Genomic DNA, 18,087 nt, shown 5'->3' on the forward strand with positions numbered 1-18,087 from the left:
TCGTCGCCGGCATTGGCCTGAGCCCGGTTGCGGCGTAATAAAAAAGGAGCCGGGTGGTTCCTTGTTGTCGTGGACGCGCGCGTGCAGCGCTGAGGGGAGCGGGCGATTATGCGCCTTGCTCCTCGCCGCCCTCGGTCGCCGGCTGGTGGCCGGTACTAGGCTGACGGCGCTTACCGACGTTCTTACTGTCGCGATGGCGCACCTTCGTCTTGCCCTTCTTCTTCTGCTCATCGAGCTTCTTCTGGGCTCGCTTGGCCAGCACCTTCTTCGACGGCTTGCCCTTGTTCTTCAGGCTGGGAGCCTTGGTCTCGGGGCGTAGCTCATCGACGACGCGTGACTTCATCGGCTCCTGCACGTAGCGGCTCACCTTGCCGAGCAGCAGCTGGTCGTGCGCCTCGATCAGCGAGATGGCGGTACCCTTGCGCCCGGCGCGAGCGGTACGGCCGATGCGGTGTAAGTAAACGTCGGCGCTGCGCGGCATGTCGAAGTTAAACACGTGGCTGATGTCGGGAATGTCTAACCCGCGTGCGGCCACGTCGGTGGCGACCAGCACGTTGACGCGCCCGTCTAACATCCGTTTGATGGCTTCGTTACGCTTGGCCTGTACCAGTTCGCCTTCCAGGAAGCAGGCCTGAATGCCGGCCTGGTGCAGCCAGGTGACCAGCTCATGGACGCGCTCGCGTTTACGGACGAAGATTACCGACTTGGTGACGTCCGGCTGGCGCAGCAGGTGGCACAGCAGGGCGGTCTTATGCTTCAGGCTGTCGGCACGGTAGTACCACTGCTGGATCTTCTTGCGCTCGCGGCGCGGCGGTTCGGCGCTGACATCGACCGGATCCTCGAGCAGACGATCGGCGAAATCATGCACCGCGTCCGATTCCAGGGTGGCGGAGAACAGCAGGGTCTGCTTACGCCAGCGGGTCTCGGCGGCGACGGTCTCGATGTCTTTGGCGAAGCCCATGTCGAGCATGCGATCGGCTTCATCCAGGATCAGGGTCTCTACCGAGCGGCAGTCGAAGTTCTCTTCTTTAATATATTGCAGCAGACGGCCAGGGGTGGCGACCACCATATCTTGGTTGGTGCTAAAGATCTCGGCGTGGTTGATATAGGAGACGCCGCCGGTGATGGTGGTGATATCCAGCGTGGTATGACGCGCGAGTTCTCGGGCCTGATCGGCCACCTGCATGGCCAGCTCACGCGTCGGCGTTAAGATCAGGATGCGCGGCGGGCCGGACTTCTTACGTGGGAAGTCGAGCAGGTGCTGCAACGCGGGCAGCAGGAAGGCGGCGGTCTTGCCGGTCCCCGTCGGCGCGGAACCCAAAACGTCCCTCCCGTCCATGGCGGGCGGAATGGCGGCGATCTGGATGGCGGTTGGGCGCTCATAGCCTTTATCGCGCAGGGCGTCGAGCAGGCGCTCGTCGAGTTCGAGTTCGGAAAAGTTGGTTGCTGTCATGGTCTACCTCTGCTTGGGGCGCAGATTATAGACGGGTTGGCGGCGATCTTCACCCATTAAAGCGCATGGCGCGCGTTCATCGTCATCTGCGCTCGGGTCAATACCCCATTCGCAGCCTGTCACGGCGCGCTTTTCGCGCATTTCCTTTTTATAGCCGGGCAGGTATGGTATGCCGGTGATCGAACTCGTTCCAAGGAGCCCGCTGTGCCGTGTCCGACCCCAGCCGACCAACCCCTGCCACGTAATGGATTTACCCTGAAGCGTTTCTTTGTCGCCCACGATCGTTGTGAGATGAAAGTAGGCACCGACAGCATTTTACTCGGCGCCTGGCTAACGCTATCGGGCGACGAGCGCCATATCTTGGATATCGGTAGCGGTAGCGGGGTCCTGGCCCTGATGATGGCGCAGCGGAGTCGTGCACAGATCGATGGCGTGGAGATCGAGCCGCTGGCGGCGGGGCAGGGGGCGGAGAACTTTCTCGCCTCACCCTGGCCGGATCGGCTGACGATGCACCCGCTCTCCTTACAGGCGTTCGCGGCAGTCACGACGCGGCGCTACGATCTGATCGTGAGTAACCCGCCCTATTTCTCTCCTGGCGTTGCCTGCCGCACGGCCGCCCGCGCGACGGCACGCTATACCGACTCCCTCGATCATCAGACGCTGTTGCGTCAGGCGGCGGCCTTGAGCTCCGCGCAAGGGCGACTGGCGTTGGTACTGCCGATTGACGCCGCCGAGGCGGTGATCCGCCACGCTCAGGCCTGTGGTTGGTTTCCGCTGCATCAGACGGCGGTACGCGACCGGGCGGAGAAGCCGGTACGCCGTGCCTTACTGTTGCTGGGACGTACTCCGGGGCCCTTTCAGTCAGATACACTGGTTATCCGCGATAATAGTAGTGAATACTCCTGTATTTTTCGCTCACTCACGAAAGATTTTTACCTTTTCTTCTAACGCTGTTGCTTTAGTCAGCACGTTATTCCAATATGCCCCTTAGGGCAGGGATGATCCTGCCTGCTATCCCACCAGGAGGGTGGGATATTTCAGGGATTCAGGGAGTGATCCCCTACGCACCTCTACGAGAGAGCGCGACACCTGAATTTACCTTTGGACAGACAGCGTTTCGATGCGGTACCCCCGTGCGTTTCTGCGGCGTATGCGGCGGGTAAAAAGAGATAAGAGGGCAGAATATGCAACAACGTTTATCTATGGCGGATACATTAGGATTAGGGTTGATGACCTTTGCCTTCTTCCTGGGCGCCGGCAACATTATTTTCCCCCCGTTAGAAGGTCAGATGGCCGGTGAGAACGTGCTGTATGCCATGAGCGGCTTCCTGCTGACCGCCGTCGGCCTACCACTGGTTTCCATTATTGCCGTCGCCAGTGCCGGTGGTGGTCTGCCGGCGATGACCCGTGACCTGCCGCGCGGCACCGGTACCTTCGCCGCCGTGCTGCTGTTTATCATCATCGGCCCGGCCTTCGCCGCGCCGCGTACCGGTTTGGTGGCCTTTGAGATGGCGATCAAGCCGTTGCTGGGCAGCCAGGGCGAAAGCCCGTTCCAGTTGGCGGGTGTGACGCTGGACGGCGTACAGATGGGTGTCACGGCACTGTTCTTCCTGCTGACCCTGGCGCTGGCCTGGAGCCGTGGCAAGCTGATCGATAGCGTGGGTAAGCTGTTGACACCGATGCTGTTCCTGCTGCTGGTGGTGTTGGCGTTGGGCGTACTGTTCCGTCCGCAGGGCGAGATCGCCGCTCCGGTCGAGGCCTATCAGACGATGGCATTTAGCAAGGGCTTTATCGGTGGTTACAACACCATGGATACCTTCGCCGCGCTGATGTTTGGCATGCTGTTGGTGGATGTGCTGCGTGGCAAGGGGGTGACCTCACCGCGTGCCTGCTTCCGTTACCTGAGCATCGCCGGGGTGATCGCCGCTATCGGCCTGGCCTTTGTTTACGTCTCGCTGTTCTGGTTGGGCGCGACCTCTTCCACCATCGCCGCTGGGGCGAACAATGGTGGGGTGGTGTTGGCGGCCTATGTTCAGGCGCTGTTCGGTCAACCGGGGCAGTGGATCCTGTCGCTGGTGGTGCTGCTGGCCTGTCTGACCACTGCGGTCGGCCTGGTGAGCGCCTGCTCCGATTATTTCTCGACCCTGACGCGTCTGAGCTACCGTCAGTGGGTGGTGGTACTGAGCATCACCTGTGCGGTGGTGGCTAACGTTGGTCTGAGCCGTCTGATCGCGCTGTCGGTGCCGGTGTTGATGGCGCTCTACCCGCTGGCGATCGCCCTGGTGGTATTGACCTTTATCCGCCGCTGGTTACGTAATCCGGTGCTGGGTTATCGCCTGGTGATGTTGGTGGCACTGCTGTGCAGCCTGATGGATGGTGCCCGCGCCGCCGGTGCCGAGAGCGGCTGGTTGGGCGAACTGCTGGCTTGGCAGATGCGCACCATGCCGCTGGCCGCCGATGGCATGGCTTGGGTTCTGCCTTCCGCACTGGCCTTACTGGTGGCGTTGATGCTGCCGGGTGCGCGTGATGCCGGGGCGCCGCAGGCGGCGTAAAACCGAGCACGCATCCTCCCCTCATCGCGGGCGTCCTTATGGGCGCCCGTTTTTTCTGGCGCGCTTCCACCATGCCTGCCGATTTTTTAGGGCAGGCCCGTCTGAGTGCAGCCGAATGAGAAAAATCGTGTTAGCCTATGGCCGGTATTGGGGATGGCATCTCGGGGTGTGAGCTGCCGCCGCCGGACTGTCTGCCTGTATGGAAAAATAACGGGCAGGGAACTTTTGGGCGCGTATGAACTCTAACTTAATGCTTGCTCAAGTTTTTGTGACGACTGGCAATCTATTTCATACGTGGAGACAGATTTGGGGAGACATTACCTCGGATGAGCGAGCAGTTAACGGATCAGGTATTGGTCGAACGCGTCCAGAAGGGGGACAAGAAGGCGTTTAATCTGCTGGTAGCGCGCTACCAGAATAAGGTTGCGAGTCTGGTATCCCGTTATGTGCCGTCGGGCGATGTGCCGGATGTGGCGCAGGAGTCGTTCATCAAAGCCTATCGCGCGCTGGATTCCTTCCGCGGTGATAGTGCGTTTTATACCTGGCTCTATCGTATCGCCGTGAATACGGCAAAGAATTATCTGGTTGCTCAGGGGCGCCGTCCGCCATCCAGCGATGTGGATGCCGGCGAGGCCGAAAATTTTGAAGGTGCCAGCGCGCTGAAAGAAATTTCGAACCCTGAGAACTTAATGTTGTCAGATGAGCTAAAGCAGATCGTTTTTCGCACCATTGAGTCGTTGCCGGAGGACTTACGCATGGCAATCACGCTCAGGGAGCTGGATGGGCTGAGCTATGAAGAGATAGCGGCCATCATGGATTGTCCGGTGGGTACGGTGCGTTCGCGCATCTTCCGGGCGAGGGAAGCGATCGACAATAAAGTTCAGCCGCTGATTCAGCGTTAGTCATGCGGTCACAGCAAAGGGTATAAGGCATGCAGAAAGAAAAACTTTCGGCTCTCATGGATGGCGAATTGCTGGATAGCGAGCTGATTGGTTCGCTGGTCAAGGATCCCGAGTTGCAACAGACCTGGCAGCGCTACCACCTGGTTCGTGACACGCTGCGTGGTGACGTCGGCGAGACGATACAGATCGACCTTACCGATCGCATCGCCGCCGCGTTGGACGCGGAGCCGGTGCGCCTGGTTCCCAATGCGATCCCCGAGTCTCAACCCCAACCCGCCCAATGGCAACGCATGCCTTTCTGGCACAAGGTGCGCCCGTGGGTTGGTCAACTCTCACAGATGGGCATCGCCGCCGGGGTTTCGCTGGCGGTTCTGCTCGGTGTGCAGCATTACAACGCGCCGCAGGAAGGGGTGGCCGAGCCGGAATCACCGGTGTTCAACACCCTGCCGTTAGGCGGGCAAGCGTCGCCGGTCAGCTTCGGTGTACCGAACGAGGGTAACAACGCCCAGCAGCAGATCCAGCAGCAGCGTAAGCGCATTAATGCTATCCTGCAGGACTACGAGTTGCAGCGTCGTCTTCACGCCGAGCAATTGCAGGCCGAAGATAACAATGCACAGGCATCGATTCAGGTGCCCGGTACGCTGTCATTAGGAACCCAGCAGCAGTAATGAAGCAATTTTGGTTTGCCCTGACTCTGTTGACCGGCAGCCTGTTTATCTCTACCTCAGCCCTGGCCCAGGATACTGCGCCGGGGCTGATGTTGCAGCAGATGAACCAGGCCAGCCGCTCACTCGATTACGAACTGGCCTTCATCAATATCACTAAGCAGGGCGTTGAGTCGTTGCGCTATCGCCATGCGCTAGAGAACCAACAGACCTTGGCCCAGCTGTTGCAGATGGACGGTCCGCGCCGCGAGGTGGTGCTGCGCGGCAATGAGATCAGCTACTTCGAACCCGGTCTGGAACCGTTCACCCTCAACGGCGATCATATCGTCGATGCCTTGCCGTCGGTGATCTTCGCCGATGTTAAACTGCTCGCCCCCTACTATAACTTCATCTCCGTGGGCCGCACGCGGGTGGCCGATCGCCCCTGCGAGGTGATCCGCGTGGTGGCGCGCGATGGCATGCGTTTCAGCTATATCGTTTGGATCGATGAGGACTCCAAGTTGCCGTTGCGCGTCGATCTGCTGGATCGCGACGGTGAAACCCTGGAGCAGTTCCGCGTAATCGCCTTCGATGTCGGCCAACAGGTCGCCAATGAGATGCGCAGTTTCTCGCGTCTGACCTTGCCGCCGTTGCTGCGCCTGCCACCGAACGACAGTGTTAGCTTCAACTGGCGCGCCGGTTGGGTGCCGGATGGCTTCAAAGAGATTTCACGCAGCCGCCGTACTCTGCCCTCGGTGGCCGAGCCGGTCGAGTCCCGCCTCTACAGCGACGGCCTGTTCAGCTTCTCGGTCAATGTGAGTCCGGCCCGCGCGAGTAGCGGTGACGGCCAATATCTGCGCCAAGGGCGGCGCACCATCCATACCGAGGTGCGTAATAACGCCGAAATCAGCATCGTCGGCGAGTTACCGCCGATGACCGCCAAACGGGTGGCAGAAGCCGTCCGCTTTAATCGGTGATGCCGGCATGATGCGTGAATGGGCGACGGTGATCAGCTGGCACGCCGGCGAGGCGCTATTGCAGTGCGAGGCGCATGCCGGTTGTACGGGGTGCCGGGCGCGTCAGGGCTGTGGCACGGCGGCCTTGGCTGAGCTGGGGCCGCAGACACGTCATCAGCTACGCCTGGCGGTATCACAACCTCTCCAAGTCGGTCAGCGAGTCGAGATTGGCCTGCAGGAGGCGAGTGTGCTGCGTTCGGCGCTGTTGGTCTACCTGACGCCATTGGCCGGCTTGTTAGGCGGTGGCGCCATCGGGCAGCTGTGGCTGGCATCGGATGGCGCCAGTGCGTTGGGGGCCCTGTTGGGGGGCGTGGCCGGTTTTGCGCTGGCGCGTCGTCAGGCCCGCAGCATGGCACGGGGTATCGACTATCAACCGGTGCTGTTGCAAGTCGCCTTGCCGTCCAGTCAGTTGCGTAGCGTAACGAATCCATCCGATCGCGAGTGAAGAGCGCTAGGTTTTGACCGAGGGGCTGTGTAAAATGCAGCGATTCGGCGCCTGGCGCCACAAACCCAAAATCATCGCTTTGAGCCCGTCCGCGTGTCCTTAGGCGAGTCATTCAGAAATCATCAGGCAAATATATTAATAATGAAGAACATACGTAATTTCTCCATTATCGCGCACATTGACCACGGTAAGTCGACGCTGTCTGACCGTATCATCCAGCTTTGCGGTGGCTTGTCCGACCGCGAAATGGAGGCTCAGGTATTGGACTCCATGGATCTGGAGCGCGAGCGCGGCATCACCATCAAGGCGCAGAGCGTCACGCTCGATTACCAGGCGCAGGATGGCCAGGTGTATCAGCTGAACTTTATCGACACCCCGGGGCACGTGGACTTCTCCTACGAAGTCTCCCGCTCGCTAGCCGCCTGTGAAGGGGCGTTGCTGGTGGTGGATGCCGGGCAGGGGGTTGAGGCGCAGACGCTAGCCAACTGCTATACCGCCATCGAAATGGATCTCGAAGTGGTGCCGGTACTGAACAAGATCGACCTGCCAGCCGCCGATCCGGATCGTGTCTCCCAGGAAATCGAAGATATCGTCGGCATTGATGCCACCGACGCGGTACGCTGCTCGGCGAAGACCGGCGTGGGCGTGGGCGATGTGTTGGAGCGCCTGGTGCGCGACATTCCGCCGCCGGAAGGCGATCCAGAGGCGCCGTTGCAGGCGTTGATCATCGACTCCTGGTTCGACAACTACCTGGGCGTGGTGTCGCTGATCCGTATCAAGAACGGTAGCCTGCGCAAGGGCGATAAGATCAAGGTGATGACCACCGGGCAGACCTATAACGCCGACCGTCTGGGGATCTTCACCCCGAAACAGGTTGACCGCGACGTGCTGAATTGCGGCGAGGTTGGTTGGTTGGTGTGCGCCATCAAGGACATTCACGGTGCGCCGGTGGGCGATACCCTGACCCTGGCGCGTAACCCCGCCGACGCGGCGTTGCCGGGCTTCAAGAAGGTGAAACCGCAGGTATATGCCGGTCTGTTCCCGGTAAGCTCCGACGACTATGATGCGTTCCGTGATGCGTTGGGCAAGCTGAGCCTGAACGATGCCTCGCTGTTCTATGAGCCTGAAACCTCGACGGCGCTGGGCTTCGGCTTCCGCTGCGGCTTCCTCGGCCTGCTGCACATGGAGATCATCCAGGAGCGTCTGGAGCGTGAGTACGATCTGGATCTGATCACCACCGCGCCGACGGTTGTGTATGAGGTGGTGACCACCCGCAATGAGGTGATCTACGTCGATAGCCCCTCGAAGCTGCCGGCGGTGAACAACATCCAAGAGTTGCGCGAACCGATCGCCGAGTGTCACATGCTGTTGCCGCAGGAGTTTCTGGGCAACGTGATCACCCTGTGCGTCGAGAAGCGTGGCGTGCAGACCAACATGGTCTACCACGGTAATCAGGTGGCGCTGACCTATGACATCCCGATGGCCGAAGTGGTGTTGGACTTCTTCGACCGTCTGAAGTCCACCTCGCGTGGCTATGCCTCGCTGGATTATAGCTTCAAGCGCTTCCAAGCCTCGGACATGGTGCGTGTCGATGTGATGGTGAATAGTGAGCGGGTGGATGCTCTGGCGCTGATCACCCACCGGGCGAACTCGCACACGCGTGGTCGTGAGTTGGTGGAGAAGATGAAAGAGCTGATCCCGCGTCAGCAGTTCGACATCGCCATCCAGGCGGCGATCGGTACCCAGATCATCGCCCGTTCGACCGTGAAGCAACTGCGTAAGAACGTCTTGGCGAAGTGCTACGGCGGTGACGTCAGCCGTAAGAAGAAATTGCTGCAGAAACAGAAAGAAGGTAAGAAACGCATGAAGCAGATCGGCAACGTCGAGCTGCCGCAAGAAGCGTTCCTGGCCATTCTGCACGTCGGCAAGGATTAACAGCGATGCAGACGGGCGCGGTCGATTCCGCGCCCGTTGTGTTTCTGCCTGCTTGAGTCATGTTAGGTATTGAGTGTAAGGAGTGATGGACATGGCAAATATGTTTGCCTTGATCCTGGTTATCGCCACACTGGTAACCGGTATCGTGTGGTGTATCGACCGTTTCAAACTGGCGCCGGCGCGGCGTGCCAAACTGGCGGCGATCAATAGCCAGACCGAACAGGGGCTGGATGTAGAAAATGCCCGTCTGGCGACCAAGGCACCCGGTTGGATCGAGACCTGTGTCTCGGTATTCCCGGTGTTGGCCCTGGTATTGGTGATCCGTTCCTTTGTCTATGAGCCGTTCCAGATCCCTTCGGGATCGATGATGCCGACCCTGTTGATCGGTGACTTTATTCTGGTGGAGAAATTCGCCTATGGCCTGAAGGATCCGGTGACGCAAACGACGCTGATCCCGACCGGCCATCCCAAGCGCGGCGACATCGTGGTGTTTAAGTATCCGCTCGATCCGCGTCTGGATTATATCAAGCGCGCCATCGGTCTGCCGGGCGACAAGGTGGTGTATGATCCCTATAGCAAGGAGTTGACGGTCTACCCCGCTTGCCAGCAGGGCGAGCGCTGTGATCGCCTGCTGCCGATCACCTATAGCCCGTCGCGTCCAAGCGAGTGGGTGCAGACCTTTAACCAGATGAGTAGCAATGAGCCGAGCAGCGGCTTCCACCAGTATCCGATCGACGAGAGCGTGCCGAACGGTTATCGCATGGATCAGCGTCAGGAGACGCTGGGCACGGTGACCCATAGCATCCTGACGGTGCCGCAGGCTCAGGACATGGTTTCGCGCTACTACCGTCAGCCGGGTCAACCGCTGGGGACCTGGGTGGTCCCGGCCGGTCACTACTTCATGATGGGGGATAACCGCGACAACAGCGCGGACAGCCGCTATTGGGGTTTTGTGCCGGAGAAGAACCTGGTCGGTAAGGCGACTGCCATCTGGATGAGCTTCAAGAAGCAGGAAGGCCAGTGGCCGACCGGCGTACGCCTGGAGCGGATCGGGGGAATTCATTAAATAACCCCCCTATTTACGCAGCATTCTCCCTCCAGTCGTTGTAGAATATTCCGCGTGACATGTTTGGCCCCCTCTAGTGGGGGCCACTGCAAACGAAACAGCTTTGGATTGGCTAATGGCAAGGCAGGCCTGTTCCGTATGCTGCGGTTTTTGACGCATTCTGAATTTATTGGTATCTCATGAACCCCATCGTAATTAACCGGCTGCAACGCAAGCTGGGCTACACTTTTAGACAACAGGATCTGCTGATGCAGGCGCTGACTCATCGCAGTGCCAGCAGCAAACATAATGAACGGCTTGAGTTTTTGGGCGACTCGATTCTGAGCTTCGTCATCGCCAATGCCCTGTATCACCGCTTCCCGCGCGTGGATGAGGGCGACATGAGCCGCATGCGTGCCACGCTGGTACGCGGCAATACCTTGGCGGAGATGGCGCGCGAGTTCGATCTGGGCGAGTGTCTGCGCCTGGGGCCGGGCGAGCTGAAGAGTGGCGGTTTTCGCCGCGAGTCGATCCTGGCGGATACGGTTGAGGCGCTGATCGGCGGCATCTTCCTCGACAGCGACATTCAGACCATTGAACGCCTGATCCTCGCCTGGTATCACTCCCGTTTGGAGGAGATCAGCCCGGGGGACAAGCAGAAAGATCCCAAGACGCGCTTACAGGAGTTCTTGCAGGGGCGTCATCTGCCACTGCCTTCCTACCTGGTGGTGCAGGTGCGCGGCGAGGCGCATGATCAGGAATTTACTATTCACTGCCAGGTCAGCGGGCTGTCCGCGCCGGTAGTCGGCGTCGGCTCGAGCCGACGTAAGGCCGAGCAGGCCGCCGCCGAGCAGGCGTTAAAACAGTTGGAGCTTGAATGAGCGAAGAAAAAAACTACTGCGGCTTTATCGCCATCGTTGGCCGTCCCAATGTCGGTAAGTCAACGCTGTTGAACCAGTTGTTGGGGCAGAAAGTCTCCATCACCTCACGTAAGCCGCAGACCACCCGTCACCGCATCATGGGCATCCATACGGAAGGCCCCTACCAGGCTATCTATGTGGATACCCCGGGGCTGCACATCGAGGAGAAGCGGGCGATCAACCGCCTGATGAACCGTGCGGCCAGCAGCTCCATCGGCGATGTCGAGTTGGTGATCTTCGTGGTTGAAGGCACCCATTGGACGCCGGACGACGAGATGGTCGTCAACAAGCTGCGCGATCTGAAGTGTCCGGTGATCCTGGCGATCAACAAGGTGGATAACGTGGTCGACAAGACCGCGTTGTTGCCGCACATTCAGTTCCTCAGCCAGCAGATGAACTTCTTGGACGTGGTGCCGATCTCGGCGGAGAAGGGCACCAATGTGGATACCATCGCGCGCATCGTGCGTCAGCGCCTGCCGCAGGCGGAACACCACTTCCCCGAGGAGTACATCACCGACCGTTCCCAGCGCTTCATGGCCTCGGAGATCATCCGCGAGAAGCTGATGCGTTTCCTCGGTGAGGAGTTGCCCTATTCGGTTACCGTGGAGATCGAACGCTTCGCCCCTAACGAGCGCGGCGGCTACGATATTCACGGCCTGATCCTGGTGGAACGCGATGGCCAGAAGAAGATGGTGATCGGTAACAAAGGCAGCAAGATTAAGACCATCGGTATCGAAGCGCGCCAGGATATGGAGGCGATGTTCGACGCCAAGGTGCATCTTGAGCTGTGGGTGAAGGTGAAATCCGGCTGGGCGGACGACGAACGTGCGCTGCGTAGCCTGGGTTACGTCGACGATCTGTAAGTCAGATGATGGACGGCTGGCAACGCGCCTTCGTGCTGCACGCGCGGCCCTACAGTGAAACCAGCTTGCTGCTGGACACCTTCACCGAGGGGCAGGGGCGGGTGCGGCTGCTGGCGAAAGGCGCGCGGAGCCGTCGTTCTCAACTGAAGGGTGCCTTGCAACCCTTCACCCCCTTGCTGATCCGCTGGGGCGGTAAGGGGGAGGTGAAGACCCTGCGCAGCGCCGAGGCGGTTTCGCTGGCGCTGCCGCTGAGTGGCATCACCCTCTACAGCGGGCTGTATGTCAACGAGCTCTTGGCCCGAGTGCTGGAGCAGGAGACCTGCTACAGCGCGCTGTTCTTCGATTACCTGCATTGCATCCAACAACTGGCCGGGCACAGCGGTTCGCCGGAGCCGGTGTTGCGGCGTTTCGAGTTGGCGCTGTTGGCTCAGTTGGGCTACGGCATCGACTTCCTGCACTGCGCCGGCAGCGGCGAGCCGGTGGCGGATGGTATGACCTACCGCTACCGTGAAGAGAAGGGCTTTATCGCTAGCCTGGTGGTGGATCAGCACAGTTTTACCGGGCGCGATCTCAAGGCGCTGGCCAGTCGTGAATTCCCCGATGTCGCCACCCTGCGCGCCGCCAAACGCTTTACCCGCATGGCATTGAAACCCTATCTGGGCGGTAAGCCGCTCAAGAGTCGCGAGCTGTTTCGCCAGTTCGTCCCGCGTCGCCCCTCGGCGACCTCCTCGGCCTGAGCCGAGCGCACTGTCCCCCTGTTTGCCTCATGGCTGTCCCACTCGTTGTGGCTGCGCTGAGGGTAGACTAGTCAGATGGCTGGTCGCCGCTTGTCTGCGCGCGACGGCTGGGTAATATGGTGTCTGATAACCGGGTTATCCCGACCGATCATCCTTGAGGAGCTGTCATGGCCGATATTCTGCTGGGCGTTAACATCGATCACATCGCCACACTGCGTAATGCGCGCGGGACTCTCTACCCCGATCCGCTACAGGCGGCCTTCGTCGCCGAGCAGGCCGGCGCCGACGGTATCACCGTTCACCTACGTGAGGATCGTCGTCATATCACCGACCGCGACGTGCGCCTGCTGCGGCAGACCATCCAGACGCGTATGAACCTGGAGATGGCGGTGACCGATGAGATGCTCGACATCGCCTGTGAGCTGCGCCCGCACTTCTGTTGCCTGGTGCCAGAGAAGCGCCAAGAGGTGACCACCGAAGGGGGGCTGGACGTCGCCGGTCAACGCGACAAGATGGCGGCGGCGGTGGCGCGCCTGAGTGCGGCGGGGATCCAGGTTTCGCTGTTTATCGACCCCGATGAGCGCCAGATCGAGGCCGCGGTCGCCGTCGGCGCGCCCTACATCGAGATCCACACCGGCGCCTATGCCGATGCCGAGAATGCGTTGGTTCAGGCGGCGGAGTTGGCGCGGATCGCCGTCGCGGCACGTTTCGCCGCCGGGCGTGGGCTGAAGGTCAACGCCGGTCACGGCCTGACTTACCACAACGCCCAGGCGGTCGCCGCCCTGCCGGAGATGCATGAGCTGAATATCGGCCACAGCATCATCGGTCGCGCGGTGATCGATGGGTTGAGTACGGCGGTGCGTGACATGAAACAGCTGCTGCTGGAGGCGCGTCGCTGATGGCGCTACGGGGGCTGGGTACCGATATCGTCGAGATCGCTCGTATCGCGGCGGTGGTGGAGCGCAGCGGCGACCAACTGGCGCGGCGCATCCTGGCGCCGGCGGAGTGGCAGCAGTACCAGGCGCATGCTCAGCGTGTTCGCTATCTGGCTAAGCGCTTCGCCGTCAAAGAGGCGGCGGCTAAGGCGCTGGGCACTGGCATTCGCCAGGGGCTGGCCTTCGCCCAGTTCGAAGTGGTCAATGATGCGTTAGGCAAGCCGGGGCTGGTACTCCATGGCCGGGCCGCCGAACTGGCCGCCGAGCTGGGGATCCGCACGCTGCATGTCTCGCTGGCCGACGAGCGCCGCTACGCCTGTGCCACGGTGATTGCGGAGGGGGAGTAATCCTCCTCCGCCAGACCATACGCCGCCTGCTGGCCGTGCGGGTGGCGTTAAGGCGTCGTCTCGCTGGGCCCGTGGGCCGCGCCGCTGTCGGCTGAGGCCTGCGGCGGCGTCGCCTTCAGATAGGGCTGGGCGCTGCGGATGACATTATCGATCTCGTCCAACAACTCCAACCATTCCGGCTCCAGATCGCTGGCCGGCGTGCCGTCGCGGAGCTGCTGCTCCAGGTAGTGGCACAGCCGCCGTAGACGCGGTACCCCACTGTAACTACTGCTTCCGTGCAGCTTGTGGATCAGCGCGCACAATTCCCCCGCCGTCTCCTCGGCCTCCCCGGCCAGTTGGCGCTCGATGCGCTGGCGAACTTGCGGCAGAAACTCGATGAGCATCTGTAGCATGTCACGCGCCAGATCGGCCTTGTTCGCCGCCTGACGCAGCGCCAAGGCCCAGTCGAAGGAGTGATCGCTGGCCGCCGCCGCCGTCGACGCCGCGCTCGCCGTGTTGGTGCTTCCCCCGGCGCTGTAGCGGGTGAGCAGTTGGCGCAGGCGATTCTCGTCGATCGGTTTCGCCAGATAATCATCCATCCCGGCGCGAAGTAAACGCTCACGCTCACCATTCAGCGCGTGTGCGGTGACGGCGATGATCGGCGTATGGGCGTGGATCGGCTGTTGGCGTAGGCGTTCGGTGGTGCGAATCCCATCCATCTCCGGCATCTGGATATCCATCAGGATGATGTCTAACGGGCGATCGCGCGCGGCGGCCAGCGCCTCTTCGCCGCTGTGGCAGAGGAGCGTGTGTTGCACTTGTTCGCCGAGTAGCGCGCCGATCAGCTTCAGGTTGGCCGGGTTGTCATCCACCGCCATCACCGTTAAGGGCAGACGATCCCCCGATGGGGAGATCACCTGCGGCGCGCGGGGTGGTAGGGCGTTGTCCAGCAGAGCGGGTAACAGGCGGCTGCTGGCGAGCGGCTTGAACAGACAGCGGCGGATGCCGCGCGCCTTCAGGGTGTCGCTGTCGTGCAGCGTATGGCTGGGCAGGGCCAGGATCACCCGATCGGCCAGACGCAGCGCCCGGCTCAGTTTCTCCTGCATGTGCTCCGACGTGAGGGAGGTCTGTACCGGCAGGCCGAACAGCAGGATGTCGTAGTGACTGTCCGGGATCACCTGGGCAAACTGCGGGCAGTAGGTGACCTCCAGCGGGGTGACCTTCAGCATGTCGAGGGTACACTGTGCGGCGACGGGGTTGCTCTCGATATACAGCAGCGTCTGGCCGTCGAGCCGCTCCAACGGCAGTGAGGCCGGGGGCGCGTTGTGGTTCAACTCCAGACGGATGTGGAACCAGAAGGTCGACCCCTTGTGCGGCTGGCTGTGGAAGGCGATATCGCCGCCCATCTCGTTGATCAGTTTCTGGGTGATCACCAGCCCCAGCCCGGTGCCGCCGTGACGGCGGGTGATGCTGGCGTCCGCCTGGCGGAAGGCTTGGAACAGCTGCGACTGTTGGCGTTCGGAGATCCCGATGCCGGTATCATGCACCTGCACCTCCAGCTCCACGGCTTGTGTGTTCAGGCTACGCTGTTCGATGCGGATGTCGATGTTGCCCTTCTCGGTAAACTTGATCGCATTGCCTAACAAGTTGGTGAGTACTTGCTGTAGGCGCATCGGGTCACCCAGTACGTGCTCCGGGACGTCGTTACGCACGTTCAGTGTCAGCTCTAACCCCTTATCGTGGGCGCTAGGCGCCAACAAGGTCGCCACCTCGTCGATGGTCTCGCGCAGCATGAAGGGAATATGCTCCAGCACCAGCTTGCCCGCCTCCAGCTTGGAGAAATCCAACACGTCGTTGATGATACTGAGCAGGTTGTTTGCCGAGCGTTCAATGGTATGCAGGTAGTCTATCTGGGTGGCACTCAGCGGCGTCTTCAACACCTGGCGAGTGAAGCCGATCACCCCATTGAGCGGGGTGCGCAGCTCATGAGACATGTTAGCCAAGAACTCGGACTTGATGCGCGCCGCCTCCTGGGCGCGCTTCTTGGCCAGATCTAGCTCGACGTTCTGGATCTCCATCTGTTCGAGGGTCTCGCGCAGATCCGAGGTGGCCTGGTCGATATTCTGCTGCATCTCCTCGTGATAGGCGGTGAGCGACATGGCCATCGAGTTAATTCCGTTCTTCAGCATGTCCAGCTCGCCCAGCATATGGCCCTCGACGCGGCTGTCGAGTTGGCCGCGCCGGATGCGGTCGACGGTGTTGACCATGTTACGGATCGGGCCGGTGACGTCGCGCATCAGCCGGTAGGAGAATAATAGGGCGATGCACATGCTGATCAGCAACAGCAGGGTGGCGACGAACACCTCTTTATACTGCTGTAATCGCACCGAGCGCAGATCCAGCTCGATGGCGATGTAACCCAGCGAGTCGGCACCGTTGGGCGTCTGCGCCTGACTATTCTCCGAGATGATCGGCGTGCGCAGGATCAGCGCGTCACCCTGCTTGCTGAGCATCAGATCCGTCGGTGGCGGGCTGTTCTCCGGTAGCTGTAGCGGGGCATAGTTATGGTGGTAGTTCGAGGTGACGAACAGCTGGTTCTGGCCATCGAAGACGGCGATGGCGCGCACGATGTCGGAGTGGCGGCGATGTAGCAGGCCGATTAATTGACGCACCGCCTCACGATTACGCGAGGTCATGCCATATTCGCTGGCGACGGCCAGCGGTTCGATGATGCTGGCGCCGGCATCGACCAGTTGATCCTGGAGTTCGTTATAGCGGTGCACCACGAAGAAGGTGCTGAGCAGTAATCCGATCAGGAGCGTCGGGGCCAGCGTCAGGATCATCATGCGCGCCCGCAGGCTATATTTGGTCATGGCGTTCCGATGTGGGAGAATTGGCGGTAAACACAGACTCGGTTAAGCCTAAGCTTAACCCACCGCACAGATAAGCAATCGACATGGCTCAATTTTACACACCGGGGCGCCGTACTGCGACCCGGAAAACCCTGATTGTGACCGCCAACGATCTGGATGCCTTCGGCCAAGGGGTGGCACGCGATCACGGTAAGACGCTGTTTATCAGCGGCCTGTTGCCCGGCGAACAGGCCGAGGTGATCCTGACGGAGGATAAACGCCAGTTTGCCCGTGGGCGCGTTAAGCGTCTGCTCAGCCAGAGTCCCGAGCGGGTGGCGCCGCGTTGTCCACACGCTGGCGTATGTGGCGGGTGCCAGCAGCAACATGCGTCAATCGCGTTGCAGCAGCAGAGTAAGTCGCAGATGTTACAGCGTCTGATGGCGCGTGAGACGGGCGTCACCATCACGCCGTCGGCGCTGATCGCCGGCGAAGCTTATGGTTATCGGCGGCGCGCCCGCTTCGGCCTGCAATTCGACGCCAAGCGTCAGCGGGTGATTTTGGGCTTTCGCCAGGCGGCCTCGAACGATCTGGTGGCGTTGCGCGCCTGTCCGGTATTGGCGCCACCGTTGGAGGCGTTGTTGCTGCCGCTGGGGGATTGCTTATCGGCGCTACGCGCTCGCCGTCGTCTGGGCCATCTGGAGTTGGTGCTGGCCGACAACGGGCCGCTGATGGTATTACGCCATCTCGACCCGTTGCACTCCGCCGATCAGGCGGCACTGGAGGCGTTCGCGCGTCAACATGGCTTGGCGCTCTATCTGAGCGACGGCCAAGGGGCGCCGCGGCGCCTGTTCGGCGAGGCCCCCTATTATCAGGTGGCCGATGTCCGCCTCGCCTTCGATCCGCAGGACTTTATCCAGGTTAACGGCCAGGTCAACCAGCAGATGGTCGCCCGCGCCCTCGATTGGCTCGATGCGCGTGCCGACGAGCGTGTGTTGGATCTGTTCTGCGGCATGGGGAACTTTACGCTACCGTTGGCCCGCCAGGCACAGTGGGTCGTGGGCGTCGAAGGGGTCCCCGAGCTGGTGGCCCGAGCGCAGAATAATGCACGTCACAACGGGCTGAGTAATGTAGAATTCTTCCATCAGAATCTGGAAGAGGACGTGACGTGTCAGCCTTGGGCGGCGCAGGGGTTTGATAAAGTCCTGCTCGATCCGGCTCGTGCCGGCGCTCCCGGGGTGATGCAGCATATCGTCCATTTGGCACCGCGTCGGGTGGTCTATGTCTCCTGTAACCCGGCCACACTGGCGCGGGATAGCCGGGTGTTGTTACAGGGCGGTTATCAGCTGACACGATTGTGCCTGTTGGATATGTTTCCCCATACGGGGCATTTGGAGTCGATGGCGCTGTTTGAGTCTACGGCGCCATAGACAGTGGATTAGCGGTTAAGCAGTCAGAGGGAGAG

Annotated in this window: 16 protein-coding genes; 14 read left to right on the forward strand and 2 right to left on the reverse strand. The window is 60.9% G+C overall.

All coding sequences use genetic code 11. The annotated features are described in order from the left end of the window. Positions 1-106 precede the first annotated feature (106 nt). On the reverse strand, positions 107-1,453 hold the full coding sequence (srmB, locus tag ACEQFP_RS07945) for an ATP-dependent RNA helicase SrmB (RefSeq protein ID WP_005289415.1): 1,347 nt from the start codon (positions 1,451-1,453) through the stop codon (positions 107-109). Between the two features lie 204 nt (positions 1,454-1,657). Between srmB and ACEQFP_RS07950 the strand changes: the two genes are divergently transcribed. The 13 genes from ACEQFP_RS07950 (at position 1,658) to acpS (ending at position 13,794) form a co-directional block, all read left to right on the forward strand. Then, positions 1,658-2,401, forward strand: a complete 744-nt coding sequence (locus ACEQFP_RS07950; RefSeq protein WP_035605236.1) for a tRNA1(Val) (adenine(37)-N6)-methyltransferase — start codon at positions 1,658-1,660, stop codon at positions 2,399-2,401. Positions 2,402-2,637: 236 nt separating this feature from the next. Further along, entirely contained in the window at positions 2,638-4,005 is a 1,368-nt protein-coding gene (gene brnQ, locus ACEQFP_RS07955; protein WP_005295150.1) for a branched-chain amino acid transport system II carrier protein, read from the forward strand. Between the two features lie 326 nt (positions 4,006-4,331). Next, the gene (gene rpoE, locus ACEQFP_RS07960) at positions 4,332-4,907 is read left to right on the forward strand and encodes an RNA polymerase sigma factor RpoE (protein WP_005289407.1); all 576 of its coding nucleotides are present in this window, start codon (positions 4,332-4,334) and stop codon (positions 4,905-4,907) included. 29 nt (positions 4,908-4,936) lie between these two features. Beyond that, positions 4,937-5,575 carry an anti-sigma-E factor RseA gene (rseA, locus tag ACEQFP_RS07965; RefSeq protein ID WP_005289405.1) on the forward strand — a complete coding sequence of 213 codons (639 nt, stop codon included), beginning with the start codon at positions 4,937-4,939 and terminating at the stop codon, positions 5,573-5,575. Beyond that, positions 5,575-6,528, forward strand: a complete 954-nt coding sequence (gene rseB / locus ACEQFP_RS07970) for a sigma-E factor regulatory protein RseB (protein WP_005289403.1) — start codon at positions 5,575-5,577, stop codon at positions 6,526-6,528. Before rseA ends, rseB begins: the two co-directional genes overlap by 1 nt. A gap of 7 nt (positions 6,529-6,535) precedes the next feature. After that, positions 6,536-7,012, forward strand: coding sequence for a SoxR-reducing system protein RseC (rseC, locus tag ACEQFP_RS07975; RefSeq protein WP_370547235.1), 477 nt, complete (start codon positions 6,536-6,538; stop codon positions 7,010-7,012). 141 nt (positions 7,013-7,153) lie between these two features. Further along, a complete protein-coding gene (gene lepA / locus ACEQFP_RS07980) occupies positions 7,154-8,947 on the forward strand; it encodes a translation elongation factor 4 (RefSeq protein ID WP_005289398.1) in 1,794 nt (597 codons plus the stop codon). A gap of 91 nt (positions 8,948-9,038) precedes the next feature. Then, positions 9,039-10,013 carry a signal peptidase I gene (lepB, locus tag ACEQFP_RS07985; RefSeq protein WP_005295154.1) on the forward strand — a complete coding sequence of 325 codons (975 nt, stop codon included), beginning with the start codon at positions 9,039-9,041 and terminating at the stop codon, positions 10,011-10,013. Positions 10,014-10,192: 179 nt separating this feature from the next. Next, entirely contained in the window at positions 10,193-10,873 is a 681-nt protein-coding gene (rnc, locus tag ACEQFP_RS07990; protein ID WP_005295156.1) for a ribonuclease III, read from the forward strand. Continuing rightward, positions 10,870-11,775 carry a GTPase Era gene (gene era, locus ACEQFP_RS07995; protein ID WP_005295160.1) on the forward strand — a complete coding sequence of 302 codons (906 nt, stop codon included), beginning with the start codon at positions 10,870-10,872 and terminating at the stop codon, positions 11,773-11,775. The genes rnc and era overlap by 4 nt, the downstream gene beginning before the upstream one ends. A gap of 8 nt (positions 11,776-11,783) precedes the next feature. Beyond that, positions 11,784-12,512, forward strand: a complete 729-nt coding sequence (recO, locus tag ACEQFP_RS08000; RefSeq protein WP_035595167.1) for a DNA repair protein RecO — start codon at positions 11,784-11,786, stop codon at positions 12,510-12,512. 167 nt (positions 12,513-12,679) lie between these two features. Then, a complete protein-coding gene (gene pdxJ / locus ACEQFP_RS08005; RefSeq protein ID WP_005289388.1) occupies positions 12,680-13,411 on the forward strand; it encodes a pyridoxine 5'-phosphate synthase in 732 nt (243 codons plus the stop codon). After that, positions 13,411-13,794 (forward strand): holo-ACP synthase, encoded by a 384-nt coding sequence (gene acpS, locus ACEQFP_RS08010; protein ID WP_005289386.1) that lies wholly within the window; start codon positions 13,411-13,413, stop codon positions 13,792-13,794. The genes pdxJ and acpS overlap by 1 nt, the downstream gene beginning before the upstream one ends. A gap of 47 nt (positions 13,795-13,841) precedes the next feature. Here the strand turns inward: acpS and barA are convergent, their stop codons facing one another. Beyond that, positions 13,842-16,646 carry a two-component sensor histidine kinase BarA gene (barA, locus tag ACEQFP_RS08015; RefSeq protein WP_097364417.1) on the reverse strand — a complete coding sequence of 935 codons (2,805 nt, stop codon included), beginning with the start codon at positions 16,644-16,646 and terminating at the stop codon, positions 13,842-13,844. An 83-nt stretch (positions 16,647-16,729) separates the two neighbouring features. Between barA and rlmD the strand changes: the two genes are divergently transcribed. Then, positions 16,730-18,052, forward strand: coding sequence for a 23S rRNA (uracil(1939)-C(5))-methyltransferase RlmD (gene rlmD / locus ACEQFP_RS08020; protein WP_370547236.1), 1,323 nt, complete (start codon positions 16,730-16,732; stop codon positions 18,050-18,052). Positions 18,053-18,087 lie beyond the last annotated feature (35 nt).

The sequence above is a fragment of the Edwardsiella sp. A.80236 genome (genome assembly GCF_044540725.1).
Taxonomy (GTDB): domain Bacteria; phylum Pseudomonadota; class Gammaproteobacteria; order Enterobacterales; family Enterobacteriaceae; genus Edwardsiella; species Edwardsiella tarda.